We start from the raw sequence: 26,402 nt of genomic DNA, 5'->3' as shown, positions 1-26,402 counted from the left end.
CGATCTTCGGACCGCGCGGCTCGCGGTCTTTTACGTCGGGCTTCCCGGGTACCCGGTGCCTCGCACACGCACAGGAGGTCGGCCCGCCACCGCGGTCGGGCATCGGCCAGGAGCGGACCAGGAGGGATCGATGAGCACGGTCAAGGAAACGGTCGACGTGGACGTTCCGCTGCGGCGGGCGTACGACCAGTGGACCCAGTTCGAGGACTTCCCGAACTTCATGGAAGGCGTCGACGAGGTCAGGCAGCTCGATGACCGGCACAACCACTGGACCACCAGCATCGGGGGGGTGCAGCGCGAGTTCGACACCGAGATCGTCGACCAGATGGCGGACGACCGGATCACCTGGCGGTCCATCGGCGGTGACACCCAGCAGCGCGGTTCGGTCCGGTTCGAGCGACTGGACGACACGCACACCCGGGTGGAGCTCACGATGGACGTCGAGCCGACCGGTGTCGCCGAGAAGGGCGCGGACGTGCTGGGCGTGATCGACCGCCGGGTGAAGGGTGATCTGCGCCGCTTCAAGGACTACGTCGAGGGGGGCGGCGGCACCGGCGGCTGGCGCGGACGCATCCGCCCGGAGGACCCGGGCACCACCCTCTGACGGTTCGACAGGCTCGCCTGCCGACTGAGCACCATCCCGGCCGGTCCCCTTTCATGGGGCCGGCCGGGACAGCGTGCCGCCGACAGCGACGGGGAACGCGCGCCGGAATGGAACACGGTCCGTGGGAGCGGAAGCACGGGGCGGGGAGGGTGTACGCAGGACAAACCGGAGTGAAAGTGGGGAGGTCGGTCATGCAATCCGAGGTGGACCGCGTCGCGCGGCCCTGGGGCGAGCGCACGCCGTACGGCCCGCACATGAGGTGGCCGGCCCGGGTCGACTCGTTCCTGGATCCCGGCGTCCCGGCCGACAGCGTGGAGCGGTGGGTGCAGACGGCCTCGCTCCTGCACTCCAACGGGGACGCGATGGATGTGGCCGTCGCGGGCGGGCGGATCGTCGGGGTGCGCGGTCGTCCGCAGGACCGGGTGAACCGGGGCCGGCTCGGGCCGAAGGACCTGTTCGCCTGGCAGGCCAACCACTCCCGGGACCGGCTGACCACCCCGCTGATCCGCGAGGGCGGGCACCTCGTCGCCTGCAACTGGGACACGGCCATGGACCGGATCGTCGACCGGTCCGGGCACCTGCTGCACGAGCACGGCCCCGGGTCTCTCGGCTTCTACACCAGCGGCCAGCTGTTCCTCGAGGAGTACTACACCCTGGCGGTGATCGCCCGTGCCGGGCTCGGCACGCCCCACCTGGATGGCAACACCCGCCTGTGCACGGCGACCGCCGCCGAGTCGCTGAAGGAGACCTTCGGCTGCGACGGCCAGCCCGCCACGTACACCGACGTCGACCACGCCGACGTCATCGCCCTGTTCGGGCACAACATGGCAGAGACCCAGCCGGTGCTGTGGATGCGCGTCCTGGACCGGCTCGCGGGCGACGCCCCGCCCCGGCTGGTGTGCGTGGACCCGCGCCCCACCCCGGCCGCCCGGCACGCGACCGTCCACCTGGCCCCTCGCGCGGGCACCAATGTCGCCCTGCTGAACGCGCTGCTGCACGAGATCATCCGCGCCGACCGGATCGACCGCGACTTCCTCGACGGGCACACCGTGGGCTTCGACGAGCTCGCCGCGCGCGTAGCCGACCGCACACCGGCCTGGGCCGCCCGGATCTGTGACGTGCCGGCCGCGAGGATCACCGAAGCGGCCGAGCTCCTCGGCGGCGCCGAACGACTGCTCTCCACCGTGCTGCAGGGCGTCTACCAGTCCCACCAGGCCACCGCGGCCGCCTGCCAGGTCAACAACCTCCAGCTGATCCGCGGCATGCTCGGCCGCCCCGGGTGCGGGGTCCTGCAGATGAACGGCCAGCCCACCGCGCAGAACACCCGCGAGTGCGGCGCCAACGGCGACCTGCCGGGCTTCCGCAACTGGGCGAACGACGCTCATGTGGCCGATCTCGCGCGGGTCTGGAACGTCGAGCCGTCCCGCATCCCGCACGACGCGCCGCCGACCCCCGCGATGGAGATCTTCCGCCAGGCCGAGCAGGGCTCGATCCGCATGCTGTGGATCTCCGGCACCAACCCGGCGGTCTCCCTGCCCGAGCTCCGCCGCATCCGCGACATCCTCGGCCAGGAACGGCTCTTCACGATCGTCCAGGACCTGTATCTCACCGAGACCGCCCAGCTCGCGGACGTCGTCCTGCCCGCCGCGACCTGGGGGGAGAAGACCGGCACGTTCACCAACGCCGACCGCACCGTGCACCTGTCCGACCAGGCGGTCGACCCGCCCGGCGACGCGCGCCCGGACCTGGACATCCTGCTCGACTACGCACGCAGGATGGACTTCCGCGACAAGGACGACCGCCCGCTCATCCCCTGGCACGACCCCGAGTCGGCGTTCGAGGCATGGAAGGAGTGCAGTCGCGGCCGGCCGTGCGACTACACCGGCCTGACCTATGAACGGCTGCGGGGCGGCAGTGGCATCCAGTGGCCCTGCACGTCCGAAGCACCCGACGGCACGGAACGGCTCTACACCGACGGCGTCGCCTGGGCCGCCCCCGACGTCTGCGAGACGTACGGCAAGGACCTGGCGACCGGCGCGCCCGTCTCCGAGGACGAGTACCGGGCGCTCAACCCCGACGGCAGGGCGATCCTCAAGGCGGCCGAGTACCAGCCGCCGCACGAGACGACGGACGACGAGTACCCCTTGCAGCTGAACACGGGCCGCACCCTGTAGCACTTCCACACGCGCACCAAGACCGGCCGAACCCCGCAGCTGAACGCCGCCGCCCCCGAGGTCTGGGTGGAGATCTCCGTCCAGGAGGCGCGGCGACACGGCGTGGCCGAGGGCGATCTGGTCGAGGTCACCAGCCGACGTGGGTCGGTGCGCGGACGTCTGCGCGTCACGGGTATCCGCGACGGCATGGTGTTCCTGCCCTTCCACTACGGCTACTGGGACACCTCGGAAGGCTACCGCCCCGGGAAGGACGGCGGCCGGGCAGCGAACGAGACCACCGTCACCGACTGGGACCCGGTCTCCGAACAGCCGCTGTTCAAGACCGCCGCCGCGCGCCTGACCCTCGTCGAGCGCGCCGAGGGCGCCCTCTGCCCGGCACCGACCACCACGGCCTCCGCCCCGTCCGACCCACGAGCGGCCCCACCCACGACGGGCGGCAGGCCGGCGATGGCTCGCCAGACCGCTACGAGGGGGAAGGAGCCGGCCTGCCCGTCGACGGGGACCTCATCGTCCCCACGCCACGCTTCCACCGGCACCTGGTCGCCGAGGCCATGAACCGCCTCCTCGCCCTGCCCGAGTCGCCCGACGCCGTCTTCTGCCACAACGACCTGCTCGCCATCGGCGCGATGCACGCGCTGACGCGTGCCGGGGTCCGCGTTCCCGAGGGCATCGCCGTCGTCGGTATCGACGGCATCCAGGAAGGCGAGTACAGCTCGCCGACGCTCACCACCATCGCGCCCGACAAGCCCGGATCGCGCAGGTGGCGTCAGCACGCTGGTCGGGATCATCGCGGGTGCGGCATCCGCGCCGGCGGACGCGGGGGCGCCGCACCGGTTGGTCGTCAGGGGCAGCACCACCAGGGGCTCTCAGGCCGTCTGACGGCACTGGTCACACGCCGGCGTCCGGGTCAGTGAGGGATTGCTCGGTCCAGATGCACTTGCCGGATTCCGTGTAGCGCGCGCCCCAGCGGTCGGCGACCGCGGCGACCAGCTGGAGCCCTCTGCCGTCCTCGTCGGTGTCCGCCGCGTGGCGTATGCGCGGCATGGTGAGACTGCGGTCGGACACCTCGCAGATCAGGGCCCGGCTGCGCAGCAGGCGAAGGGTGATCGGGCCTCTGGCGTGGCGAATGACGTTTCCGATCAGTTCGCTGGCGAGGAGTTCGGTGGTCACCGCCAGCTCCCCGAGGCCCCACGCCGTGAGCTGATCCCGCACGTGTTTGCGTGCTTGACCAGCGGATTTGGGGTCTTCGGGCAACTGCCAGCAGGCGATGTCCCGCGGGGCCGAGGCGCGGGTGCGCGCGAGCAGCAGGGCGGCGTCGTCCGGGAAACGCGACGCGCCGGACAAGTCGGTGAGCAGGCTGCCGCACAGCGTGTCGAGGTCGGTGCTCGCGGGGTCCGGCGTTCTGGCGAGCCGTCGGGAGAGCTCGGCCATCCCCGCGTCGAGGTCGCCGCTCGGGCCCTGGACCAGTCCGTCGGTGTAGAGCGCCAGCAGACTGCCTTCGGGAAGTTCGAGCGTGGTTGTCTCGTAGGGCAGGGCCGCGATGCCCAGGGGCGGGTTGTCGGGCAGATCGGCGAAGTAGTGGGTGCCGTCGGGATGGACGATCACGGGTGGGGGATGGCCGGCGGTGGTGAGGGTGCACAGGCGGCTGGTGGGGTCGTAGACAGCGCACAGACACGTGGCGAAGTGGTCGTCGCCAAGGTCAGCGACCAGGCTGTTGAGGTGGTAGAAGAGCTCGTCCGGCGCTTGTCCGAGGTCGGCGAGGGTGCGGACGGCGGTGCGCAGTTGGCCCATGATCGCGGCCTCGCGCAGACCGTGGCCCATCACGTCACCGATGACGAGGGCGACCCGATCCGACGGCAGTGGGATCACGTCGTACCAGTCGCCACCGACCTCGGCCCCGTCGCCGGCAGGCAGGTAGCGGGCGGTCGTGGTGACACCGGGGAGGGACGGCAGGACCCGGGGGAGGAGGCCGCGCTGCAGTTCATGGGACCGGCGGTGCTCGGCGTCGTAGAGCCGCGCCCGCGCCAGGGCCTGGGCTATGAGACCGCACAGCACCGTGAAGAGGTTGCGTTCCTCGGGGGTGAACTCATGGGGCCGGCCGTACGAGAAGATGCACACGCCGATCGGCCGGTCGGAGGTGAGCAGGGGAAGGAACGCCCAGGCCTGCTTGCCGCTGACGGTCGGCACGTCGGCCATGTGCGGGTACCGGCCGATGTACTCCGCGGGTGAGGAGATGAAGGTCGGGGCACGTTCGATCAGTGTCTGGCCGGCCGGGCACTGATCGAACGGCGGCGGCAGGGCCCCCATCATCCGGTTGACGAATTCCGGTGAGTTCCCGGCGTTTCCGAAGGAATCCAGATGTTCCTCGTCGCGGCACCAGAAGCTGACGGCGTCGGCGCCGAAGAGTTCCTGAGCGTGATCCTCGACGACGTTGACCACGTCCAGCCCCGTCACCGCCATGGCCAGGGCCTGAGTCAGCTCGACGATTCTCTCGGCGTACTTCGCGGCGGTGTTCTCGGCCGCTGTCTCCTCCGCCCTGCGCTGTCGCCCGGTGACGTCGGTGAACCAGAGAGCCATACCGGTGGGGACGGGAAACAGCTGTATGCGGAGCAAGCGCTGGTCGCGGGGCCAGTCGACGCTGAAACCGGTCGGTTTGCCGGTGGTGGTGGCCTGCTGGCAGGCGACATTCACTCCTGTCGTGCGGAAGTGGGGCACCGCATCCCAGAGCACGCGACCGAGCAGTTCGTCCGACAGGCCCAGAAGGCGTTCGGCGGGTCTGTTGAAGAACGTGACCCGCCCTGTGCGGTCGGTCGTCAGAACGGCGCCGCTCCGGGGCTGGAGCACACCGGGCGCTGGAACCTCGGGAGGTGCGGGATGGGTGGACATGCGGGATGGAGCCGATCGCTAGGGGCCCCCGTCGAATGTTCACGATGTGTGCTTTATGACGTCATTAGGACAAAGCCCGCAAGGGCCGCGATCTGCCTCACTGTACCCGGATGTCACCCGAATGGCCCCTGGGGCGGGGGAGAAAGTCGCCGTGCGTACGGCGGCAGGCGGGCAGCAGGGGCCGCACGGCATGGACCGGCGGCGCCCTGCTGCCCCTTGCGGCTGCCTAGCCGGCGGGGACGGTGTCCTCGAAGGTGGTGCCGGCCGTCCGGAAGGCGCTGACCTTGGCGGTGACCTGCGCCGGGGTCAGGACCTGGTCCTTGACGTGCAGGACGTAGTCGACCTGCTCGTCGTAGGCGCGGGGAGTGGTGCTGGTCTGGCCCGCGAGGTCGATCAGCCACTGGTTGAAGTTGATCGACATGGGACGCTCGGGCAGGTAGGCGGTGTCATGGGTGCCGAAGAGCCGGCCGTCGACGTAGTACTTGATGCTGCTGTTGTCGATGGTGAGTACCAGATCGTGCCAGCCGGCATGGCTCTGCCGGGACTCGGTGTGCTGGTTCACGGCCTGCCAGGGGTCGGGGTTGTAGGTCTCCCAGGACGTCGTGTACAGGATGTTGGAGGGCTCGCCCCAGCCGCCGTTGGGGAGGTACTCGAAGTCGTACTCCGCGTAGTCGTCGGCCATGGGCGCCTTGAGGTCGTTGATGGTGAAGAACGTCTGGACGAGGTGGTCGCCGTCGGGCCCGGACACCGGCGCGTCGGAGAACCTGACCCGGGCGGCGTAGGTGCCGTTCCTGAACTTCATGGCCTTGGTGAGGACTTCGGTCTGCTTGGTGCTCTCGGCCGTTCCCGCGGTCGAGGTCCGCAAATTCATCACGGAGTTGCCGCCGGAGCTCGCGAAGGTGACGTTCTCCGGGGACCACGTGGCACCGGGCACCCCGGGCCCGCCGGAGTTGGAGCGCACGTTCCAGCCGTTCGCCGAGATCCTCGGGTCGCCGGAGCCGGTGTAGTCGAAGTCGTCGAACAGGCTCTGTCCGCCGGTCGGAGGGTCGGTGGGCGGGTCGGTCGGGGGATCCGTCGGGTCGTTGCCCTCGGGGGCGGTGCCCCACACCGTGCTGCCGGACACCTGGGCGGTGATCTTCGACCAGTCCGCGTAGGACGTCCGGGAGGGGCTGAAGGAGTAGTCGTCGCTCTGGTTGAGCTGCTGCCAGTCCGAGCGGTGGAAGCGCAGCTGCATGTCCCCGGTGTCGGCGCCGGGCGCGAGACTGCCCGCTCCCGCGGTGAAGCCGATGTCCAGGTAGCGGTCGGCGGTCGCCGTGGGGGTGGCGAGCGTGCCGAAGGTGGCGGTGATGTTGGAGCAGCCCTTGACCGCCCAGGAACAGGCGAAGCGGTAGGCGGCACCGGCCGAGTCGGCCTTGAAGTAGTAGCGCACCTTGACGGTGCTGAGCTGGAGGGCGCTGTCGCCGGTGTTCCTGACCTTGAGCCAGGGCTCGGCCTGGTCCGCGGTGGCACCCGTGGCGCTGGTCCGGTACTGGACCGCCACGCCGTCGGCGGCGGCACTCGCGGTCCCGGTCAGGGCGGTGAGGCCGGCGGTGCCCATGGCCAGGGCCACGGCGGCGGCCGCGGCGACACGCACTCTGCTCGTGGTGGATCGAGCGGATCCGGATTTCATGCTGATTCCTTCCGGGTGGGGGATGTGTTCGACGTGCTCGGAGGAACAGGGCCGAGCTGTGGTGCGGCTTCAGGGGTGGCGGCGGACATCGAGGGCGTCGAGGCGTGCGGTGTGCCGGTCCAGGCGGGAGCAGAAGTCCGCCCATGGAGTGGGGCCGCTCCAGACGCGGTCCGCCAGGGCGCACAGGCGGGGATAGGTGAGGTACTCGAGGCGGGCCGGCGTCGCGGCGTACTCGGTCCACAGCTGGGCCTGGGCGCCGAGCACGCGGGCGGCCGTATCGGGAGTCGCCTTCTCGGGCACCGGGTCGTGGGCGTGTACGTCCCGGAGACCGATGACGGCTCCGGGCTGAGCCGGGCGCTCTCGGGGATCGCTGCTCTGCGGGTAGTCGAAGTAGGTGGCGCGGTGATCGGCGTTGATCACGTCGTGGCCGCGCCGCGCGGCGGCAAGGGCGTGCGCGGAGTCGCGCCAGGCCATCAGGGTGAAGTCGCCGGGCAGTTCGGTGCCGGTCTCGGCCCAGCCGACGGGGCGTCGCCCGTTCTGCGCCAGGAACGCGCCGATGCGGCCGAGGAACCACCCGTGCAGGGCGGCGGGACCGCTCAGTTCCGCGGCCCGGGCACGCGCTCTGGCTTCCGCGCTCCGCTCCCATTCCGTGACGGGGCACTCGTCCCCGCCGATGTGGATGTAGGGGGAGGGGAAGACGTCCATGACCTCGTCCAGCACGGTGCGGCAGAAGTCGAAGACCTCCTCATGAACCCCGAGGACGGTGTCGCACACCCCCCACCTGGTCCATACGTCCAGGGCACGGTCGGGACGGTTTCCCAGCCGCGGATAGGCGGCCAGGGCGGCCCGGACGTGGCCGGGCATCTCGATCTCGGGCATCACCGTGACGCCGCGCGCGGCCGCGAACTCCACCAGTCCGGCCAGCTCGGCCCGCGTGTACGCGCCGCCGTGCGGAACGCCGTCGTACTCCTCGCCGTCGGCGCCGGTCATCGACCGGGCCCGGTGGCCGCCGATCTCGGTGAGCTTGGGGTACGCCGCGACCGGCATCCGCCAGCCCTGGTCGTCGGTCAGGTGCAGATGAAAGACGTTGATCTTGTGCAGGGCGAGCAGATCGACGTAGCGACGCAGATACGACACCGGCTGGAAGTGCCGGGCCACGTCGAGCATCGCGCCGCGCCAGCGATGCCGGGGAACGTCCGTGATCTCCACACAGGGCAGCGCCCACCGCACACCGCGCTGCGGTGACGCCGCGAAGGCCTGGACGGGCAGGAGCTGACGGATCGTCTGTACACCGCGCAGCAGCCCGGTGACCTGCGCGGCGCGCAGCAGCACGGAGCGCGGCCCGACGGTGAGCCCGTAGCCCTCCTCGCCCAGGCCGGTCAGGGACGGATCGAGGGCCAGGACGACGGCTCCGTCGGCGGCGGGATGCAACGGCAGGCCGGTGGCGGGGGCGAGGAGCGTGCGCAGCAGGTGGGCAGCGGGTTCGGCGCCGGTGCTGATGCGCAGACAGGTACGGGGACCGAACGTGAAGTGGCCTGCTCTGGCATGGGCCTTGGTGGGGCGGGGCAACAGCGACGACGCCAGAGGCGGGGGTGTGGGCACGGCTGTCTCCGGGGGCCGGGTGCGGGACAGGGCGGGGGAGGAGGGAACCCAGAGGGCGGGGAAGGTCAGCCCTTGACGGCGCCGGCGGCGAAGCCGGCCGTCACATGGCGCTGGAGCAGCAGGAACACGGCCAGCGCCGGGAGGGCGAAGAGAGTGGAGGCGGCCATGGTGGCGCCCCAGTCGGTGCCGAAGACGTTCTGGAAGGAGGACAGCCAGACGGGCAGGGTGCGGCTGTCCTGATGTTTGATGATCAGGAAGTTGGCGTAGGTGAACTCGTTCCAGGCGGTGATGCAGCCGAACAGCGAGGTGGCCATCAGACCGGGGGCGAGCAGCGGAAAGGCGATGTGGCGAAAGGCCTGCGGGCGGGTGCAGCCGTCGACCTGCGCCGCCTCCTCCAGCTCCGGCGGAATGGCGGCGATGAACCCGCGCAGCACCACGATCGTGAACGGCAGCGTCATCATGAAGTAGACGAGCGTCAGCGTGGGCAGCCGGTCGAGCATGCCGGTGTCCCGGGAGATGATGTACACCGGGATGATCAGCGCCTCCCACGGCGCCATCTGCGCGATGAACACCATCAGCATGAACTGCCGCCTGCCGCGCCAGCGCATCCGGGCCACGGCGAACGACGCCCCGAGTGCCACGACCAGGGACAGCAGGACGGCGCCCAGGGTCACCAGGATGCTGTTGCGCCAGAACAGCCCGAAGCCGTCGGCGTCCACAGCGGCCCGGAAGTGGTCCAACGTCCAGGTCCGCGGCAGCAGTTGGGGACTGTCGGACTGGATGTCCCGATTGGGCTTGAACGCGGTGGCCACCATCCAGTACACGGGGAAGAGGCAGATCGCGATCGTCACACCGGCGGCGAGCTGTGCCGGGACACGGCGAAAGTGCCGGCGCGCCGTGCTCATGGTGCCTCGTGCCGTGCTCATAGGGCCTCGTCCTCCTGGCGGAGCATCTGGCGGAAGTAGAGGACGAGCACGGCGGCAAGCATCAGCACGGTGACGATCGAGGCCGCCGAGCCGAGGTCGTAGCGCTGGCTCGACAGGGCGGTCTGTACCGCGTAGACGGGCAGAATGGTGGTGGCGTCGCCCGGTCCGCCGTTGGTCATCACCCAGATCTGCACGAACGCCTTGAAGGTCCAGATGACCTCCAGCGAGAACACCAGCATGAAGATCGGCCGGATCATGGGAAACGTGACGGCACGGAAGATACGCCGCGCCGAGGCACCGTCGATGCGCGCCGACTCGTACAGCTCCGCGGGGACGGTGACCAGGGCCGAGTACAGGGTGATGGCCGCGAACGGCACCGACTGCCAGACGATCAGCAGGACCAGGATCGTGAAGGCCGCCGGGCCGTGGGCGAACCAGGGGTAGCGGTCGAACGAGGTGAAACCCAGCCGCCCCAAAGCCCAGTTGACGATGCCGAACTCCGAGTGGAACAGCCACTGGAAGACCGTGGTGGCGGCGATGACCGGCATGGCCCAGGTCAGAACGAGCGAGCTGAGTACGGCGATACGCCCCAGCCGGCCCAACCGCTCGATCAGCAGGGCGACCAGTGTGGCGAGCACCATGATCAGGGTGACGTTGACGGCCATGAACAGGAAGGTGCGTCGGACGACCTGCCAGAAGCGGTCGTCCGTCAGCAGGGTCCCGTAGTTCCGCAGGCCCACGAACCGGGCGTCGCCCAGGATGAGTTGGCGCAGCTGGAAGTCCTGCAGCGATATCAGGACCGTGCGTGTCAGGGGGTACACCAGCAGATACAGCATGCCCAGGACCGTGGGTGCGATCAGCAGGTACGGCCAGGCGGTTTCGGCGCTGGGCACGCCGAGCACGCCGCGTCGGCGCACGCTGCCGTGGCCCGGCCGGGCGGGGCCCTTCGCCGGCCGGCGGAGCGGGGCGGGTGGCGTACCGGATGGCGCGCCGGGTTCGCGGGTGACCGTCACGACCTCGACTCCTCTCGATGGGGGGCGGAACGTGCGGCGTATGCGGGGGCGCGTGGGTGCGGTGGCGGCGCGGAAGGCTCAGGAGCCGGTCTTCATGGCCTCGGTGATCGCCATGGACGCGTTCGCCGCCGCGTTCTTGGCGTCGGCGCCGGTGAGCACGGCGGTCATGTAGTCCTTGATGGGGTTCTTCGCCTCGACAGCGGCCCAGCCCGGGGTGTTGGGTGTCGCCCGGCCGACGGCGGCGCCCGCTGCCATCGCGGAGGCGCCCGGGTCGGCGGCGACCGCGTCGGCCAGGGTCGTCTTGTTCGGGACGTAGCTCATGGCCGCCGCCAACTTGCGCTGCCAGGCGTCACCGGTGAGCTCCTTGATGAACGTGCAGGCGGCGTCCTGCTTCCCGGACGCCGCCGGGACGACGAGGTCGGAGCCGCCGATGAACACCGAACCCGGCTGCGCGGCGGTCTTGCCCGGGACGGGGAAGAAACCGAGCCTGCCCTTGAGGTCCGGGTTGTTCTCGGTGACCACGTTGGCCCCGCCAGGCGTGGAGATGATCTGAGCCACCTGCCCCTTGGCCATGACCTCGGCCTGCGGCGGCTGCGCTTCGTCGGCGTCCTTGGGCCCCTTCCCCAGGGCCTGGAGCTGCTTGTAGAAGTCCATGCCGCGCAGCGCCTGTGGGCTGTCGAGTGCGCCCTTCCACGTACTGCCGGACCGCGTGGCGAGGTCGCCGCCCTCGTCCCAGATGAACCCGGCCAGCGCGTACCACATCTGGCCCGGCAGGTAGATCCCCTGTGTGCCGGACGAGTTGAGCTTCCTGGTCGCGGCGAGCCACTGATCACGGGTCTTGATGGCGGCGGCGTCGATGCCGGCCTTCTCGAAGAGATCGGTCCGGTAGATCACGACACGGTTGGCCGCGTAGTACGGGATGCCGTACTGCCTGCCCTCGTACGCTCCCGGCTCGGCCAGCCCCTTGAGCCAGTCGCCGCCCCCGAGCTCGGCGACCTTGTCGCTGAGGTCCAACAGGCCGCCGCTCTGCGCGAACTGGGCGACCTGGGTGTTGCCCGTCTCGATGACGTCCGGGGCGTCGTTGCCGGCGAGCGCGGCGGTCACCTTCTCACCGATCCCGTCCCACTCCTGGATCTGGACCTTCACCTCGATGTCCGGGTGAGCCGCCTCGAAGCCCGCGACGAACTCCTTCTGGAACCGCGTCGACACGCTGTCGCGCATGAGCCAGACGTCGATCGTCGTCCTGCCGTCGGCGGAGTCACCGGACGATGACGGACCGCCGCTGCAGGCACCGAGACCTCCAGCGACCACCAGCGCGAGAACACCCGCAAGCACGCGGAGTTTCACAGTTCACCCCCGGGAGGAAAGCGCCCTGGTATCTGACCAGTTGGGTGACTGGTCAGGTGACCTCTTGTTGGTCGATGAAGGTGGCATAGACCAATCGAGGCGTCAACCCTCCATGCTCAACTGGGCTTTGGCCGCGGGCTTCGCGTCGGTCCCTGCCGTGGTGGGCGGATGCTGGCTACACTGAAGCTGACCAGTGGTCGACCAGTGGTAAGAAAAACGGGGACTGGTCAGGTCGGATGGATTCGCGGACGGCGGGGCGGGAGCAGCGACATGAACGGTGGCGGGTCGGGCGCGGTCCTGAAGCGGGAACGCGTCCGCGATCACATCCTCGAACTCATGGAGTCGCTCAGTCCCGGCGACGCCATCCCCTCCGAGAGATCCCTCTGCGCCGCCCTGCACGTCTCCAGGCCGACCCTGCGAGCGGCCGTCGACGAACTCGTCGCGGCGGGGCTCCTCGTGCGCGAACACGGCCGCGGAATGTTCGTGGCGCCGGAGAAGATCACCCAGGAACTCGTGTCCGACCACCAGGCGATGGTCCTGCCACGAGCGTCGGGCGTCTGGACGAGCCGTCTGCTGGAGTTCATCACGCTCGCCGCCGGCGCCCGCGTCGGCCGCAAACTCCGCCTGTCACCTGCCGCCGACATCGTCTACGTGGCGCGACTGCGGCTCGTCGACGGCGCTCCCATGGCCATCGAGCACCTGCACATTCCGGCCGACCTGGTGCCCGCGCTCAGCGCACAGGAACTGGAGGCGGGCGACCTGTACGAGCATCTCCACGAGCAGCACGGAGTCGAGGTGAGCGAGGCCGTCCAGACGATCGAACCCACCGTCGTCAGCCAGGCCGAGGCCAAGATCCTGGACGTGCCCCACCTGTCTCCCGCGCTCCTTTTCGAGCGCCTCACCACCGACGTCGAAGGCCGGGCCGTCGAATACGTCCACTCCATCTACCGGGGCGACCGCTACCGCATCGTCACCCGCCTGACCCTGGACCGGTCGACCGGTCCCGAGCGATCGACCCCGACGGGGTCCATCCCCGGCATCCCGCCCGGCGTTCTCCCGCAGCGGGAGTCTGTCGTACTCACGGCTCAGGGTGACGTTCACGCCGACCGGTGACGATGACGGCGACGGTGGGCTGAGGTGCGTGGGCGAACTAGACCGCTGACGCGTCCGGGAACCTCTCACGCAGCCGTTGGGCCTCTCGGAAGAGGTGGTTCGTGTGCTCGGCCAGCACGCCGCCCAGGAGCAGCTGCGGGGTGTAGAAGGACCGGGCCGCGGCGGCCACCTCCCGTGCGGTCAGGTCGATCTGGATGATGTCGGTGCTGCGGATCTCGTCGATCGAGCTTGCCCAGACGACGCGCCGCACATTGGCCCACGCCAGCGCGCTCATGCACATCGAACAGGGCTCACCCGTCGTGTAGAGCGTGGTGTCGGCCCAGCCCTGGTTGCCCTGCCGGCGGACGTAGTCGTTCATCGCGACCACTTCCCCGTGCAGCAGTGGGCTGTCCGCCCCGGTGTTGACCCCGCTCCCCAGCACCTCGCCGCCGCGGGTGCCGACGATCACCGCGCCGAACGGCCACTTGGGGTTGCGTCGGGCCTGCGCGATGGCCAGCCACATGAACCTTTCGTGACCGGAGCCGGTGCGGGTGCCGCTGCCGGACTGCGGGTCCGGGGCAGTGGTCGTCGCACCGGCTTCGAGGTCCGGGTGGGTATGGCTCTGTGGGAATGCCTGGCCAGGGAGGGCGAACGGCGCCGCGACTCCCGTCACCACCGCGCCCCACCTGCCGAGGAACTGACGCCTGCCCGAGTCCATACGCTTCTCCCTACGCGTCGGCGACAACTCCGCAGGGTATGCGAATGATCACCGAACGTCTCCCGTTCGTGGCCGGCGGACGCGGTGGTCACCTGTTGTGGACCTTCCGCGTCCGCCCCCGCCGCCGCGCACCGGGACTTCGGCGTGACCCTGCCCTACTGGGCCTTGAAGGCACCCGCGTGCTCCGCGGCCCACTGGCCGAAAGTGCGGGCCGGTCGGCCGGTGATCTTCTCAACGGTGTCGACCACCGTGCGGCCCACCTCCGGGGTGTTGCCGTACGCCTCGAGCAGGAAGCCGATCACGTCCTCCGGGTGACCCGCCGCCCGCCACTGCTCGACGGCCTGCTCCTCGGTCAGTTCGACCAGGGAGATCTCCCGGCCGCGGGCGTCGGCGATCGTGGTCACCTTGTCGGCGACGGTGAGCAGTTCGGGTCCGGTGATCACGTACTCCTGACCCCCGTGCCCCTCCTCGGTGAGCGCGACCGCGGCGACCGCGCCGATGTCGCCCTCGTGGACCATGGCGCTGAGCCGGGAGACGAACGGCTCGCGGACCTCGCCCGACGTCAGGATCCCTTCCGTCCACTCCAAGGCGTTGGCCATGAACTCGACCGGCATGAGTACGGTCCAGTCCACCCCGTCGTCCGCCCGTACGGCGTCCTCCAGGAGCGACGGCCCGCCACCGTGCAGCACGGTGACCCGGCGTACGCCGGCCGCGCGGGCCAGCTGGAGGATCCGCGGGCCGGCCTCCAGCGGGGCGAAGTAGGGGCCGCCGAAGGTGATCAGGTGGAGGCCGGTGACGCCGTCCAGGGCCGGAATCAGGCTGTCGGGTTCGGTCAGGTCGCCCTGGACGACCTCGACGCCGGCCGGGAGGTCGGCCTTCGCCGGATCCCGGGTGAGGGCGCGGACGGCGTGGCCGCGGGCGAGCAGTTCGACGACGACCTGGTGGCCGACGGTTCCGGTGGCGCCGGTGACAAGGATCTTCTGTGCCTGTGCCTGTGTCTGGGTCATGGGGCGAACGTAGGGGGGCTTGCGGACAGTTTCTGTCCGCAAGTCCCGGAAGGGGAAGCTTCCATACGCACGGCGTGCCCATTAGCTTCCGGGTAGAGCCCGGTTCGGGCTCGTGGCCTCCAGGGCCGGTATCCGCGAGCTCGCCAACACGCGCACCTACTGGATCAGCCCCTGACCGACGAGCCGTCCGCTGACGGTCAGTGGGCGTCGGCAGCCGTGGCGAAGTAGTGGCCCTTGTCCAGATCTTCCAGGAGGCCAGGGTTGGTCGGGTGCCAGTCGAGCAGCTCGCGGGTCAGCGCGCTCGATGCCGGGGTGTCGAGTCCGAGGAGGGCGCCCAGCCAGGTGAAGTGTTCGGCGGCGGCCTCGGGGGCCACCGAGGTGACCGGTACACCGAGGTGACGGCCTATCGCCTCGGCGATGTCGCGGATCGCGACACCCTCCTCCGCGGCTCCGTGCAGTACGGATCCCGCGGGGGCCTTCTCGACCGCCAGGCGGAACAGCCGTGCGGCGTCGAGGCGGTGGAGGGTGGGCCAGCGGTTCGCGCCGTCGCGGAGATAACCGGAGACACCCTTGGCGCGGGCGATGGCGACGAGGGTCGCCATGAATCCGTTGTCGCCTTCGCCGTGGCAGGTCGGAGCGAGCCGCACCACGGCCGAGCGCACACCGCGCGCGGCCAGTGCGAGGGCCGCCGTGGCGGTGGCCGAGCGGATGGATGTCGGTGAGCCGTCGATGGTGGGCATGTCCCGCTCGGTCGCCACCTGCCCCGGCTTCATGCCGATCAGGCCGGAGGCGACGACGAACGGGCGGTCGGTGCCGGCGAGCGCGTCGCCGAAGGTGTCGACGACGCGGCGGTCGGCCTCCGCGGCGCCCCGGTAGTCGCCGGTGAAGGCGAGGTCGTGCTTGAAGGCGAGGTGGACCACCCCGTCCGACACGGCGGCGGTGCTGCCGAGGACGTCGAGGTCGTCGACCGTGCCGCGCACCACCTCGGCCCCGACGGAGGTGAGGGTGGCGGCGGAGGCGTCGGAGCGGGCGAGCCCCACGACCTGGTGGCCCGCGTCGATGAGTTCGGGAACGAGGGCGGAGCCGAGCCAGCCGGACGCGCCGGTCACGAAGATGCGCATGGATGAGCCCCAAACTGTCGATGTCAGTGACTGTCATCGACGCTAACATGTGATGTCAGTGACTGTCATCGCGTAGGATCTGCACATGGGCAGATGGGAGCCGAACGCGCGTGAACGTCTGGCGAAGGCGGCGTTGGAGCTCTACAGCGAGCGCGGCTACGAGCAGACGACGGTCGCGGAGATCGCCAAACGGGCCGGTCTCACCGAACGGACCTTCTTCCGGCACTACGCCGACAAGCGCGAGGTGCTCTTCGGTGGCTCGGTCGCCTTGCAGGACCTGTTCGTGAACGCCGTCGCCGAGGCTCCGGGGCCCGCGGCGCCGATCGACGCGGCAGCGGCGGGGCTCGAGGCGGCAGCGGCGGTGTTCGACGGTCGCCGCGAACACTCCCGGCAGCGGCAGGCCGTCATCGCGGCGAACACCGAACTCCAGGAGCGCGAACTGATCAAGCTCGCCTCCCTGTCGGCCGCGCTCGCCGACGCCCTGCGCAGACGCGGCGTCACGGAGCCCGCCGCCAGCCTCACCGCCGAAGCCGGGGTCGCCGTCTTCAAGGTCGGCTTCGAGCGGTGGACCGCGGCGGCCGAGGAGCGCACCCTGTCGCAGGTGATGCGGGAGTCACTGGAGGAGCTCAAGGCCGTGACGGCTGGGGGCTAGGCGGGTCCACGACCCACTCGCGGCCAGGCAGATCCACGATCACATCGCGGCGAGGCGCAGGTCTCTGCGAGGCTGCCCGCTCGTGGGGCCGAGGCCTCCCTCAACTGGAATCTGAGCGCCCGTCACATAGCGTGCGTCCGGGACCGCCAGGAAGGCTGTTCCAGTCGACTATGCCGAGGCCGCTGAAACCGCGTCTACCGCAGTCGGGTGGTCTCCAGCAGGTCGCCGGCCATCCGGTGCGCGGGCCGGGCGGTCTGGTCGGCGACGCGGCGGAAGGTCTCCTGGGCGGTGTGGGCCGGCCAGTCCGGGGGGAGGTGGCGGGCGGGCAGCCGGGGGTCCGTGCGGATGGTCCAGAGCCACTCGCTGACCAGCCGCAGACGGGTGCCGATCGGGTCGTCCCCGGATCCGGCGTCGAGGTGGGCGGTCCAGCGCTTGTCGAAGGTGACGTAGCGGGCGGCGATGCTCTCCAGGTCCCAGGTGTCGCGGATCATGAGCTCGATGTCGGTGGCCACGTCCGCCTGGGCGTGGAAGATCTTGACGTGGGAGGCCAACCCCAGGTCCGACACGACGGCGGCGACGTCCACGTTCCCCGGAGCGATCCACAGCCCGCTGTACAGCGCGCCGAACCCGGACCAGGTGAGCCGGGAGCGCAGGTCGTGGCGCTGGCGCTTCCAGGAGTCGGGGAGGGAGAAGGCGAGCAGGGTCCAGGAGCCGTCCCAGTCGTCGTTGACCGCGCCCTGCCGCCAGATGCGGGTACGGCCGTCCTGCAGGACGCGCGTCGCCTGCGGGGTCAGACCGAAGAACATCTTGCGGCCCTCGCGCTGGCGCATCAGCAGACCGCGGTTGACCATGCGGGTGAGGGTGGAGCGGACGGCCTGTTCACCGACCCCGACCCGGCCGAGCACGTCGATGATGCTGCCGGAGTAGACGCACAGGTCGCCTTCCTCCAGGACGTGGTTGCCGAAGAAGGCGAGCATGAGCGACTGGGGGCGCTGCTGCGGGCCCTCCGAGCTGTCCTGGGTGTCCTGGCTGTCCAGGATGTCGTCGTCCTCCACGGAGGCAAGCGTACGACCGCCCGCCGAGGGCGCGGCGGGCGGTCGTACGGCTTCACCGGCCGTCGGCGGGGTGGGCAAGGTCGTAAGGGCGCAGGTACGGGGTCGGTCGGTAGGGCACATAGCGGGTCGGTGTGGTCGGATCGGCCTTCGTGGCACGGGAGTTGAGGGACGCCGGGTCGGTGCCGGCCCAGCTGCCGGTGGTGAGGCGGTCCTCCAGGGTGTGCAGGGCGGCGAGTTGCTCGGCGGGACTGAAGGTGCAGTGGCCGGCGTTGTCGGTGTAGGCCTGCCGCAGCAGGGACCCTGACCCCGCGGCCGTGACCGCCCGCTTCAGGGCACTCTCCGTCTGGACGGGGACGAGAGCGTCGCCGATGGTGTGGACGGAGAACTGGGGCTTGGTCAGCCTGCCCGTGAAGGAACTCGTGCCGCTCATCCACGCCACGGCGGCCGGGTCGGCGCCGATGCGCGGGGCGCGGTCGAGGGTGGCGAGGTCGGCGCGCAGCGACAGGCCGGCCTTCCTGTACAGCTCGGTGACCTCCTTGCGGACGGAGGAACGGCCGAGCAGCTTCGCGTAGTCGACACCGGTGTTCCAGGACATGTTGCCGCCCGCCCGGGCCTCGGCCTCCTGCCGCCGGTTGAATGCGGCGATCTTCAGCAGGCTCTTGACGGCCTCGAACTGGTTGGCCTGCTGTGCGTCCCAGTCGGTCGCGGCGGGCCGGGTCTGCGTGGGCTGGTTCCAGACCGGGATGTTGTGCAGGGCCGCCGCGAGGGCGATGCGGGCCCGCCCCGCGGCCGTCGTCTGCGCCGAGTCGACCGCGGCCGTCAGGGTGTTCGCCGCCGCGTCGGCGGCCGCCTGGTCCGCGATGTCCACCAGCGGGACGTCGGAGTCCGGCGCGAGGAGCCTCTTGATGGCGAAGACCGGATCGAGCGTGTTGTTCCAGTTGGCGACGCCGCCGTGGACCAGGCCGCACAGGGAGAGCGAACCGTCGATGCGGTCGGGGTCGCGTTCGGCGATGGCCGTGGTGACCAGTGCGCCGTACGACCGTCCCCAGGCGATGGTCCGGGAGGCCGCACCGAAGCGTTCGGTGAACACGGACAGGGTGGCGAGCTGGTCGGGCACCGCGTCCGTCACCGCCCAGCCGGTGCCGGCGTAGGAGGACCCGACGAGGGCGTAGCCCCGCTGGAGGAGGAGCGCCTTCGTGGCGTCGTCCGGGGCGTTCTGGGCGGGGTTGGCCGGGCCGCTCGCGTAGCCGTGGCTGAAGAGCAGGACGGCGCCGTTCCAGGTGGCGGGCTCTTCCATGACGTACGTGGCGCCCGAGGGGAGTCGGCCGTCCACGCGGGTGGTGAGCGCGGTGGCGGCGACGGCCGAGGCGGGCAGCGCGGTGGCCGCGAGCAGGAGGGCGGCCACCAGGGACGTACGGGCGCGGGTGCCGGTCGTCATGCGGTGATCTCCTCCGTGCGGGGAGCAGCGGCGGCTTCGCTGTCGGCGCCGGAGAGGGACGTACGACTGGTCTCGCGCACGAACCAGACGGTCAGCGCGGTGATGAGCGAGCCGCCGCACAGCAGCAGGGCGACGGGGGTGCTGTTGCCGCTGCCGGCGACCAGGCTTCCGGCGATCATGGGGGAGAAGCCGGCACCGACGAGGGTGGCGCCCTGGTAGCCGAGGGAGGCGCCGGTGTAGCGGACCCGGGTGCCGAACATCTCGCTGAACAGAGCGCCCAGCGGCCCGTACATCAGGGACTGGGCGATGCCGTGGCCGAGGACGACGGCCAGGATCAGCGCGCCCGATGACTTCGAGTCGACCAGCGCGAGGACCGGGAAGGCGGTCGCGGCCGACAGCAGGGCTCCGGCGAGCACGACCGGACGGCGGCCGACGCGGTCGGAGAGCGCCGAGGCGCAGGGCAGCACGACCAGGGCGACGGCGGCGGAGACCGTGAGCGCGGTCAGCACCTGCGGGCGGGGGTACCCGATGCCGGTGGCGTACGCGATGAGGTAACTGGTCAGCAGGGACTGGGCGGTGAAGGCGCCGATGCCGACGCAGCAGGCCAGCAGCACCGGACGTGGGCGCCGCAGCACGTCGACGATCGGCAGCCGCGCCTCGGCACGGTCCTTCTTCACCTCGGCGAACAGCGGGCTCTCCACCACCTTGAGCCGGACGAAGAGCCCGACGCCGAGCAGGGCGACGCTCAGCAGGAACGGCACGCGCCAGCCCCAGGCCGCGAACTGGTCCTTGGGGAGGGTCGAGACGAGGGCGACGACGGCCGCGGAGATCAGGGAGCCGAGCGGGGCGCCCATCTGCGTGAAGCTGGACCACAGTCCGCGACGCCGCTCCCCGGCGTGTTCGACGACCATCAGGGTGGCGCCGCCCCACTCACCGCCGATGGCGATGCCCTGGACGACGCGCAGGGTGATCAGCAGGACCGGCGCCCAGACACCGATCGTGTCGTACGTGGGCAGCAGACCGATGAGGAAGCTCGCGCCGCCCATCAGGCCCATGGTGAGCAGCAGCATCGACTTGCGGCCGAGCCGGTCGCCGAAGTGCCCGAAGAGGATGCCGCCGATCGGCCGGGCGACGTAGCCGGCGGCGAAGGTGCCGAACGCGGCGATGGTGCCGACGGCGGGATCGGCGCCGGGGAAGAACAACTCGCCGAAGACAAGGGCGGCGACGGTGCCGTACACGAGGAAGTCGTAGAACTCCACGGCGGTGCCGAGCAGCCCGGAGAGGGCGACGCGGCGGAGTTGGCGGGTGTGTTCGGGGCGCGCGGAGGGTGACGGTGACGGTGATGCGGCGGGGGACGGGGGCATCGCGGTCTCCCTTGACCGGGGGAAGGACACCGTGAAGGTAGGCTCTCTGATTACCATCGTCAAGAAAGTGCACAACATTGACAGCTGGGTCCCGCCCGCCGCGCCGTGGCACAGTGGCCGTATGTGCGGCCGCTACGCCTCCACCCGCAGCCCCCAGGACCTCGCCCAGATGTTCCAGGTCGCCGACTGGTATCCGGCGGAGACCCTGGCGCCGAGCTGGAACGTCGCCCCGACCGACGAGGTGTGGGCCGTCCTGGAGCGCACCCCGCGCGGCGCCGGCGAGGACGCCCCGGCGCGCCGCAAGCTGCGGCCGCTGCGATGGGGTCTGGTCCCCTCGTGGGCGAAGGACGCGAAGACCGGAGCACGGCTGATCAACGCGCGCGTGGAGACCGTGCACGAGAAGCCCGCCTTCCGCCGGGCGTTCGTCAAGCGCCGCTGCCTGCTGCCCGCCGACGGCTTCTACGAGTGGGAGCAGGTCAAGGACGCCAAGTCGGGCAAGGCGCGCAAGCAGCCGTACTACATCCACCCGGAGGACGGGCAGGTCATGGCCCTGGCCGGGCTGTACGAGTACTGGCGCGATCCGGGGATCAAGGATGCCGACGACCCCGCCGCCTGGCTGATGACCTGCACCATCATCACCACCGAGGCCACCGACGCGGCCGGCCGCATCCACCCCCGCATGCCCCTCGCGCTCACCCCCGAGCACTACGACGCCTGGCTCGATCCCCGGCACCAGAGCACCGACGACCTGCGCACCCTGCTCACCCCGCCGGCGGGCGGCCACCTGGACGCCCGGCCCGTCTCGTCGGCCGTCAACAGCGTCCGCAACAACGGTCCCCAGCTCCTGGACGAGGTCGCCGCTCCCTGACCCCGGAAGGTGAGTTCTCGGTAAGCGTTGCCCAGGTGAGTGGCCGGGGGGCGTTCTTGACATCCGTTTTCATCTAGCGTGGGCCGAAGCCGGGACGGATGGAGCTCGGCGGACCGTTTCGCCCTGCCCGGAGGGTTCCATGCCCATGCCCGCGTCCCTGTCCTCGTACCGACGTCTCGCGCCGCCGCTGATGACCGGCGCCTGCCTCATTCTCCTTGCGGGCTGCGGCAGTTCGTCCGACTCCGGCGGCGGCAGCGCAGCCTCGCAGAGTCCCGCCGCGGACTCCGTCATCCCGGTCGTGGCCTCGACGAACGTCTACGGGGACATGGCCGAGCGGATAGGCGGCGGGAAGGTGGCGGTCACCTCGATCATCAGCGACCCCGACCAGGACCCGCACTCCTACGAGGCCAGTACGCAGAACCAGTTGGCGCTCTCCAAGGCGAAGGTCGTCATCGAGAACGGCGGCGGTTACGACGACTTCATCGACCGCATGCTGGGGAGCGGTGGCTCGTCCCCGCAGGTGATCAACGCGGTCGACGTCTCCGGCAAGACCGCCCCGGCGGGCGGGGAGCTCAACGAGCACGTCTGGTACGACTTCCCCACGGCCGCCAAGCTCGCCGACCGCATCGCCGCCGCCCTCGCCAAGGCCGACCCGGACGACGCCGCCACCTTCACCGACAAGGCGAAGGCCTTCAAGGCGAAGCTGACGCCGCTGGAGCGGAAGGAAGCCCGCATCAAGGCCGGCCACGGCGGCGAGGCGGTGGCCATCACCGAGCCCGTGCCGCTGTACATGCTTCAGGCCAGTGGGCTCAGGAACGCGACCCCCGAGGCGTTCAGCGAAGCCATCGAGGAGGGCGACGACGTCTCCGCGAGGACCCTGCGGGACACACTGGCGCTGTTCAGCACCAGGAAAGTCAAGGCGCTGGTCTACAACGGGCAGACCTCCGGCCCGCAGACCGAGAAGGCCGAGCAGGCGGCGAAGGCAGCCGGCATCCCGGTGGTCCCCGTGACCGAAACCCTCCCCAAGGGCAAGGACTACGTCGGCTGGATGACCGCCAATGTCGACGCGCTCGCGAGCGCGCTCGCCAAGTGAGGCCGACCCCCGCAGCCGCGGTCAGCCTGCGCGGCGCGGCCCTCTCCTACGGCGAGCGCGTTTTGTGGCAGGGCCTCGATCTCGACGTGGCGCCGGGCGAGTTCCTGGCCGTGCTCGGCCCCAACGGATCGGGCAAGACCAGCTTCGTACGCGCCCTGCTGGGGCAGCGACCGCTGTCCGACGGCACGTTGACGGTCCTGGGCCGCCCGCCCCGGCGCGGCAGCCGGGACATCGGCTACGTCCCCCAGCAGGGAACGCTGTCCACGCACGCGACACTGCGCGCCCGGGACCTGGTCCGCCTCGGCATCGACGGACACCGCTTCGGACCCCGGCCGCGCACGGGCGCCGTACGCCGCCGCGTCGACGAGATCCTCATCTCGGTCGGCGCCGCCGCCTACGCGGACGTCCCCGTCGGCCTGCTCTCCGGCGGCGAACGGCAGCGTGTACGCATCGGGCAGGCGCTCGCGACCGACCCGCGGATCCTGCTGTGCGACGAACCGCTGCTCTCCCTCGACCTGCACCACCAGCGGGCCGTGACGGAACTGGTGGACGCCCGGCGTCGCTCCCACGGCACGGCTGTCGTGTTCGTGACCCACGAGATCAACCCCGTACTGGGACTCGTGGACCGCGTGCTGTACCTCGCCCGCGGCGGCTTCCGGGTCGGCGCCCCCGACGAGGTGCTGACCTCGGAGGCCCTGTCGCGGCTCTATGGCACCCAGGTCGATGTCATCCGTGTCCGGGACCGCGTCACGGTGGTGGGCGTGCCCGACGAGGCCGCCCAGTCGCCGCACCACCCCGAACTGCCGCACGGAGCACGGCCATGACCATCGCCGACGGGATCTGGCAGCAGATCTTCAACTTCGACCACTACGGCGAACTGCTCGCCCTGGTCCGCAACTCCCTCGTCGCCGGCGCCGCGCTCGGCCTGGTCGGCGGCCTGGTCGGGGTCTTCGTCCTCATGCGGGACCTGCCCTTCGCGGTGCATGGGATCAGCGAGATGTCGTTCGCCGGAGCCTCGGCCGCTCTGCTGCTGGGCGTGAACATCGTGGGCGGCTCGATCGTCGGCTCGCTGATCGCCGCCGGCGCCATCGGCCTGCTCGGTGCGCGTGCTCGGGACCGCAATTCGGTCATCGGCGTCGTCATGCCGTTCGGTCTCGGCCTCGGTGTGCTCTTCCTCGCGCTGTACAAGGGCCGGGCCGCGAACAAGTTCGGCATCCTCACCGGGCAGATCGTCGCCGTCGACACCCCGCAGATGTCCTGGCTGCTCGGCACGTCGGCGGTGGTGCTCGTGGCGCTGGCGGCCATGTGGCGACCGCTCGCCTTCGCAAGCGCCGACCCGGAGGTGGCCGAGGCGCGGGGCGTGCCGGTGCGGGCGCTGTCGTTCGCGTTCATGCTCGTGCTGGGCCTCGCGGTCGCGCTGTCCGTGCAGGTCGTCGGAGCGCTGCTGGTCCTCACCCTCGTCGTCACGCCCGCGGCCGCCGCGGCCCGGGTCACCGCCTCGCCCGTGCTGCTGCCCGCGCTGAGCGTGCTCTTCGCGGTGGTGTCCATCGAGGGCGGCATCCTGCTGGCCCTGGGCGGCAGCATCCCCATCAGCCCGTATGTCACCACCATCTCGTTCACGATCTACGTGGTCTGCCGATGGGTGGGCCGCCACCGGATCCGGCGGTGGGGAGCGGCACGAGCCACCGCCTGACGTGCGGCCACGAGGCCGGCCTCCTTCCTCACGCGACATGAAGACATGAATGAGTATTCATTCGTTCCTGTATCGTGCCGCGCATGACTTCCACGCTCACCCCGCCCTCGGCCGGCCGGGCCACGTCCGCGCGTGCCGGCTCCGTGCCCCGGCGGCGCACCAGGCTCCTCGCGCTGCCGGAGGTCCGCTGGGCTCTCGCGGCCACCGCGCTGTTCCTGCTCGCGCTGCCCCTGCAGCTCGCCGGGGCACCCGCCTGGACCTGGGGCCCGCTGTATGCGCTGTCGTACGCCACCGGTGGCTGGGAACCGGGCTGGGAAGGGCTCAAGGCGCTCAAGGAGCGGACCCTGGACGTCGATCTGCTGATGGTCGTCGCCGCGCTCGGCGCCGCCTCGATCGGGCAGGTGATGGACGGCGCCCTGCTGATCGTGATCTTCGCGACCTCGGGCGCCCTGGAGGCCCTCGCCACCGCCCGCACCGCCGACTCGGTGCGCGGCCTGCTCGACCTGGCCCCCGCCACGGCCACCCGACTCGCCCCCGACGGCACCGAACAGGCCGTCACCGTCGAGGAGTTGGTGATCGGCGACACCGTCCTGGTCCGGCCCGGCGAACGCGTCGGAGCCGACGGCCGGGTGCTGGCCGGAGCCAGTGAGGTCGACCAGGCGAGCATCACCGGTGAACCGCTGCCCGCGCCCAAGGAGCCCGGTGACGAGGTCTTCGCGGGCACCCTGAACGGCACCGGCGCACTGCGCGTCCGCGTCGAACGCGATGCCTCCGACTCCGTGATCGCCCGGATCGTCCGGATGGTCGAGGAGGCGTCCGAGACCAAGGCGCCCACCCAGCTCTTCATCGAGAAGGTCGAACAGCGCTACTCGCTCGGCATGGTGGCCGCGACCCTCGCCGTCTTCGGGGTCCCGCTCGCGTTCGGCGAGGAGTTCTCCGAGGCGCTGCTGCGTGCCATGACGTTCATGATCGTGGCCTCGCCGTGCGCGGTGGTCCTGGCCACGATGCCGCCCCTGCTGTCGGCCATCGCCAACGCCGGCCGGCACGGTGTGCTGGTGAAGTCGGCGGTCGTGATGGAACGCCTCGGCCAGGTCGACACGGTCGCCCTGGACAAGACCGGCACGCTGACCGAGGGCACGCCGAGGGTCGTCGCCGTACGGCCGCTGCCCGCAGGCGGCCTGGACGAGGACCAGCTCCTGACGCTCGCCGCGGCCGCCGAGCACCCCAGCGAACACCCGCTGGCCAGGGCGGTGGTGGACGCCGCACGCGAGAGGCGCCTCGGCCTGCCCGTCGCGCACGACTTCACCTCCGCGCCCGGCGTCGGCGTGAAGGCCGTCGTCCAAGGCCGGACGGTCGAGGTCGGTGCCCCGGCCCGGCTGCTGGACGACCCCGACGGCGCGGTCGTGGAACCGGCCGGGGAACTCGAGGCGTCCGGCCGTACCGCCGTCCTCGTGGTCGTCGACGGCACCCCCGCCGGACTGCTTGCCGTCGCGGACCGGCTGCGCCCCGACGCCGCCGCCACGGTCGCAGCCCTCACCACGCTCACCGGCACCGCCCCGGTCCTGCTCACCGGCGACAACCCGCGCGCCGCCGCCCACCTGGCGGCCGAGGCCGGCATCGAGGACGTACGTGCCGGGCTGCTGCCGCAGGACAAGATGGGCGCGGTGCAGGAGCTGGAGGGCGCGGGCCGCAAGGTGATGGTCGTCGGGGACGGCGTCAACGACGCGCCCGCCCTGGCCGCCGCCCACATCGGCGTCGCCATGGGCCGGGCGGGCTCCGACCTGGCCCTGGAGACCGCCGACGCGGTGATCGTCCGCGACGAACTCGCCGCCGTCCCCACCACCGTCGCCCTCTCACGCCACGCCCGGAAACTGGTCGTGCAGAACCTCGTCATCGCCGGGGTGTTCATCGCCGGCCTCGTCACCTGGGACCTGCTCGGCACCCTGCCCCTGCCGCTCGGTGTCGCGGGCCACGAGGGCTCCACGGTCCTCGTCGGCCTGAACGGGCTGCGGTTGCTGCGGGACGCGGCCTGGCAGCGGGCGGCGACCGACGGGACCGGCTGACGGGACGCGGGCTCAAG

At 70.9% G+C, this 26,402-nt stretch carries 21 protein-coding genes and 1 pseudogene; 10 read left to right on the top strand and 12 right to left on the bottom strand.

All coding sequences use genetic code 11. From position 1 onward, the window contains the following. The first annotated feature begins 130 nt into the window (after positions 1-130). From EJ357_RS03890 to EJ357_RS48115, 3 genes and pseudogenes are all read left to right on the top strand, one after another. Positions 131-604, top strand: coding sequence for an SRPBCC family protein (locus EJ357_RS03890; protein ID WP_126388622.1), 474 nt, complete (start codon positions 131-133; stop codon positions 602-604). A gap of 191 nt (positions 605-795) precedes the next feature. After that, positions 796-3,333 (top strand): annotated as a pseudogene (locus tag EJ357_RS03885) (molybdopterin oxidoreductase family protein). After that, positions 3,264-3,692 (top strand): substrate-binding domain-containing protein, encoded by a 429-nt coding sequence (locus EJ357_RS48115; RefSeq protein WP_228473272.1) that lies wholly within the window; start codon positions 3,264-3,266, stop codon positions 3,690-3,692. Before EJ357_RS03885 ends, EJ357_RS48115 begins: the two are co-directional and overlap by 70 nt. Here EJ357_RS48115 and EJ357_RS03875 read toward each other — a convergent pair. The 6 genes from EJ357_RS03875 to EJ357_RS03850 form a co-directional block, all read right to left on the bottom strand. Next, positions 3,667-5,622 (bottom strand): ATP-binding SpoIIE family protein phosphatase, encoded by a 1,956-nt coding sequence (locus EJ357_RS03875; RefSeq protein ID WP_175647302.1) that lies wholly within the window; start codon positions 5,620-5,622, stop codon positions 3,667-3,669. The two genes, EJ357_RS48115 and EJ357_RS03875, sit on opposite strands and share 26 nt — an antisense overlap. Positions 5,623-5,890: 268 nt before the next feature. Then, entirely contained in the window at positions 5,891-7,333 is a 1,443-nt protein-coding gene (locus tag EJ357_RS03870; protein WP_126388617.1) for a cellulose binding domain-containing protein, read from the bottom strand. A 69-nt stretch (positions 7,334-7,402) separates the two neighbouring features. After that, positions 7,403-8,935 (bottom strand): beta-N-acetylhexosaminidase, encoded by a 1,533-nt coding sequence (locus EJ357_RS03865; protein WP_126388615.1) that lies wholly within the window; start codon positions 8,933-8,935, stop codon positions 7,403-7,405. Between the two features lie 65 nt (positions 8,936-9,000). Next, positions 9,001-9,861, bottom strand: coding sequence for a carbohydrate ABC transporter permease (locus EJ357_RS03860; RefSeq protein WP_407698465.1), 861 nt, complete (start codon positions 9,859-9,861; stop codon positions 9,001-9,003). Beyond that, a complete protein-coding gene (locus tag EJ357_RS03855; RefSeq protein WP_407698464.1) occupies positions 9,858-10,874 on the bottom strand; it encodes a carbohydrate ABC transporter permease in 1,017 nt (338 codons plus the stop codon). The genes EJ357_RS03860 and EJ357_RS03855 overlap by 4 nt, the downstream gene beginning before the upstream one ends. A gap of 78 nt (positions 10,875-10,952) precedes the next feature. Next, positions 10,953-12,221 (bottom strand): extracellular solute-binding protein, encoded by a 1,269-nt coding sequence (locus tag EJ357_RS03850; RefSeq protein WP_126388613.1) that lies wholly within the window; start codon positions 12,219-12,221, stop codon positions 10,953-10,955. 270 nt (positions 12,222-12,491) lie between these two features. Here EJ357_RS03850 and EJ357_RS03845 point away from each other — a divergent pair, with 270 nt between their 5' ends. After that, entirely contained in the window at positions 12,492-13,334 is an 843-nt protein-coding gene (locus EJ357_RS03845) for a GntR family transcriptional regulator (protein WP_126388611.1), read from the top strand. Between the two features lie 37 nt (positions 13,335-13,371). Here the strand turns inward: EJ357_RS03845 and EJ357_RS03840 are convergent, their stop codons facing one another. The 3 genes from EJ357_RS03840 to EJ357_RS03830 form a co-directional block, all read right to left on the bottom strand. Beyond that, positions 13,372-14,031, bottom strand: a complete 660-nt coding sequence (locus EJ357_RS03840; RefSeq protein WP_228472955.1) for a nucleoside deaminase — start codon at positions 14,029-14,031, stop codon at positions 13,372-13,374. Between the two features lie 155 nt (positions 14,032-14,186). After that, positions 14,187-15,038, bottom strand: a complete 852-nt coding sequence (locus tag EJ357_RS03835; RefSeq protein ID WP_126388609.1) for an NAD(P)H-binding protein — start codon at positions 15,036-15,038, stop codon at positions 14,187-14,189. A gap of 197 nt (positions 15,039-15,235) precedes the next feature. Then, positions 15,236-16,159 (bottom strand): SDR family oxidoreductase, encoded by a 924-nt coding sequence (locus tag EJ357_RS03830; protein ID WP_126388607.1) that lies wholly within the window; start codon positions 16,157-16,159, stop codon positions 15,236-15,238. A gap of 85 nt (positions 16,160-16,244) precedes the next feature. Here EJ357_RS03830 and EJ357_RS03825 point away from each other — a divergent pair, with 85 nt between their 5' ends. Further along, on the top strand, positions 16,245-16,811 hold the full coding sequence (locus EJ357_RS03825) for a TetR/AcrR family transcriptional regulator (RefSeq protein ID WP_126388605.1): 567 nt from the start codon (positions 16,245-16,247) through the stop codon (positions 16,809-16,811). 194 nt (positions 16,812-17,005) lie between these two features. Here the strand turns inward: EJ357_RS03825 and EJ357_RS03820 are convergent, their stop codons facing one another. The 3 genes from EJ357_RS03820 to EJ357_RS03810 are packed head-to-tail and all read right to left on the bottom strand — an operon-like array spanning position 17,006 to position 20,668. Then, positions 17,006-17,866, bottom strand: coding sequence for a PaaX family transcriptional regulator (locus EJ357_RS03820; RefSeq protein WP_228472954.1), 861 nt, complete (start codon positions 17,864-17,866; stop codon positions 17,006-17,008). 52 nt (positions 17,867-17,918) lie between these two features. Continuing rightward, positions 17,919-19,304, bottom strand: a complete 1,386-nt coding sequence (locus EJ357_RS03815; protein WP_126388603.1) for an alpha/beta hydrolase family protein — start codon at positions 19,302-19,304, stop codon at positions 17,919-17,921. Continuing rightward, entirely contained in the window at positions 19,301-20,668 is a 1,368-nt protein-coding gene (locus EJ357_RS03810; RefSeq protein WP_126388601.1) for an MFS transporter, read from the bottom strand. Before EJ357_RS03810 ends, EJ357_RS03815 begins: the two co-directional genes overlap by 4 nt. 121 nt (positions 20,669-20,789) lie before the next feature. Here EJ357_RS03810 and EJ357_RS03805 point away from each other — a divergent pair, with 121 nt between their 5' ends. The 5 genes from EJ357_RS03805 to EJ357_RS03785 all read left to right on the top strand — a co-directional run bounded on the left by EJ357_RS03805 (position 20,790) and on the right by EJ357_RS03785 (position 26,385). Then, the gene (locus EJ357_RS03805) at positions 20,790-21,536 is read left to right on the top strand and encodes an SOS response-associated peptidase (protein WP_126399168.1); all 747 of its coding nucleotides are present in this window, start codon (positions 20,790-20,792) and stop codon (positions 21,534-21,536) included. Between the two features lie 145 nt (positions 21,537-21,681). Next, positions 21,682-22,629, top strand: coding sequence for a metal ABC transporter solute-binding protein, Zn/Mn family (locus EJ357_RS03800; protein ID WP_126399166.1), 948 nt, complete (start codon positions 21,682-21,684; stop codon positions 22,627-22,629). Continuing rightward, the gene (locus EJ357_RS03795; RefSeq protein WP_126388599.1) at positions 22,626-23,453 is read left to right on the top strand and encodes a metal ABC transporter ATP-binding protein; all 828 of its coding nucleotides are present in this window, start codon (positions 22,626-22,628) and stop codon (positions 23,451-23,453) included. The genes EJ357_RS03800 and EJ357_RS03795 overlap by 4 nt, the downstream gene beginning before the upstream one ends. Next, positions 23,450-24,322 (top strand): metal ABC transporter permease, encoded by an 873-nt coding sequence (locus tag EJ357_RS03790; protein ID WP_126388597.1) that lies wholly within the window; start codon positions 23,450-23,452, stop codon positions 24,320-24,322. The genes EJ357_RS03795 and EJ357_RS03790 overlap by 4 nt, the downstream gene beginning before the upstream one ends. An 83-nt stretch (positions 24,323-24,405) precedes the next feature. Beyond that, a complete protein-coding gene (locus EJ357_RS03785) occupies positions 24,406-26,385 on the top strand; it encodes a heavy metal translocating P-type ATPase (RefSeq protein ID WP_126388595.1) in 1,980 nt (659 codons plus the stop codon). Positions 26,386-26,402: the final 17 nt, after the last annotated feature.

Origin of the sequence: Streptomyces cyaneochromogenes (assembly GCF_003963535.1) — a bacterium.
Classification (GTDB): domain Bacteria; phylum Actinomycetota; class Actinomycetes; order Streptomycetales; family Streptomycetaceae; genus Streptomyces; species Streptomyces shaanxiensis.
Note: the sequence above shows the minus strand (reverse complement) of the source record. Positions and strands in the feature narration are given on the sequence as shown.

Excerpts from the sequence above, each read along its gene's own strand:
- EJ357_RS03860 (WP_407698465.1), bottom strand. The coding sequence starts at position 9,861 with ATGAGCACGGCACGAGGCACCATGAGCACGGCGCGCCGGCACTTTCGC.
- EJ357_RS03825 (WP_126388605.1), top strand. The coding sequence starts at position 16,245 with ATGGGCAGATGGGAGCCGAACGCGCGTGAACGTCTGGCGAAGGCGGCG.
- EJ357_RS03840 (WP_228472955.1), bottom strand. The coding sequence starts at position 14,031 with ATGGACTCGGGCAGGCGTCAGTTCCTCGGCAGGTGGGGCGCGGTGGTG.
- EJ357_RS03800 (WP_126399166.1), top strand. The coding sequence starts at position 21,682 with ATGCCCGCGTCCCTGTCCTCGTACCGACGTCTCGCGCCGCCGCTGATG.
- EJ357_RS03835 (WP_126388609.1), bottom strand. The coding sequence starts at position 15,038 with ATGACCCAGACACAGGCACAGGCACAGAAGATCCTTGTCACCGGCGCC.
- EJ357_RS03845 (WP_126388611.1), top strand. The coding sequence starts at position 12,492 with ATGAACGGTGGCGGGTCGGGCGCGGTCCTGAAGCGGGAACGCGTCCGC.
- EJ357_RS03805 (WP_126399168.1), top strand. The coding sequence starts at position 20,790 with ATGTGCGGCCGCTACGCCTCCACCCGCAGCCCCCAGGACCTCGCCCAG.
- EJ357_RS03870 (WP_126388617.1), bottom strand. The coding sequence starts at position 7,333 with ATGAAATCCGGATCCGCTCGATCCACCACGAGCAGAGTGCGTGTCGCC.
- EJ357_RS03830 (WP_126388607.1), bottom strand. The coding sequence starts at position 16,159 with ATGCGCATCTTCGTGACCGGCGCGTCCGGCTGGCTCGGCTCCGCCCTC.
- EJ357_RS03785 (WP_126388595.1), top strand. The coding sequence starts at position 24,406 with ATGACTTCCACGCTCACCCCGCCCTCGGCCGGCCGGGCCACGTCCGCG.
- EJ357_RS03815 (WP_126388603.1), bottom strand. The coding sequence starts at position 19,304 with ATGACGACCGGCACCCGCGCCCGTACGTCCCTGGTGGCCGCCCTCCTG.
- EJ357_RS03790 (WP_126388597.1), top strand. The coding sequence starts at position 23,450 with ATGACCATCGCCGACGGGATCTGGCAGCAGATCTTCAACTTCGACCAC.
- EJ357_RS03810 (WP_126388601.1), bottom strand. The coding sequence starts at position 20,668 with ATGCCCCCGTCCCCCGCCGCATCACCGTCACCGTCACCCTCCGCGCGC.
- EJ357_RS03890 (WP_126388622.1), top strand. The coding sequence starts at position 131 with ATGAGCACGGTCAAGGAAACGGTCGACGTGGACGTTCCGCTGCGGCGG.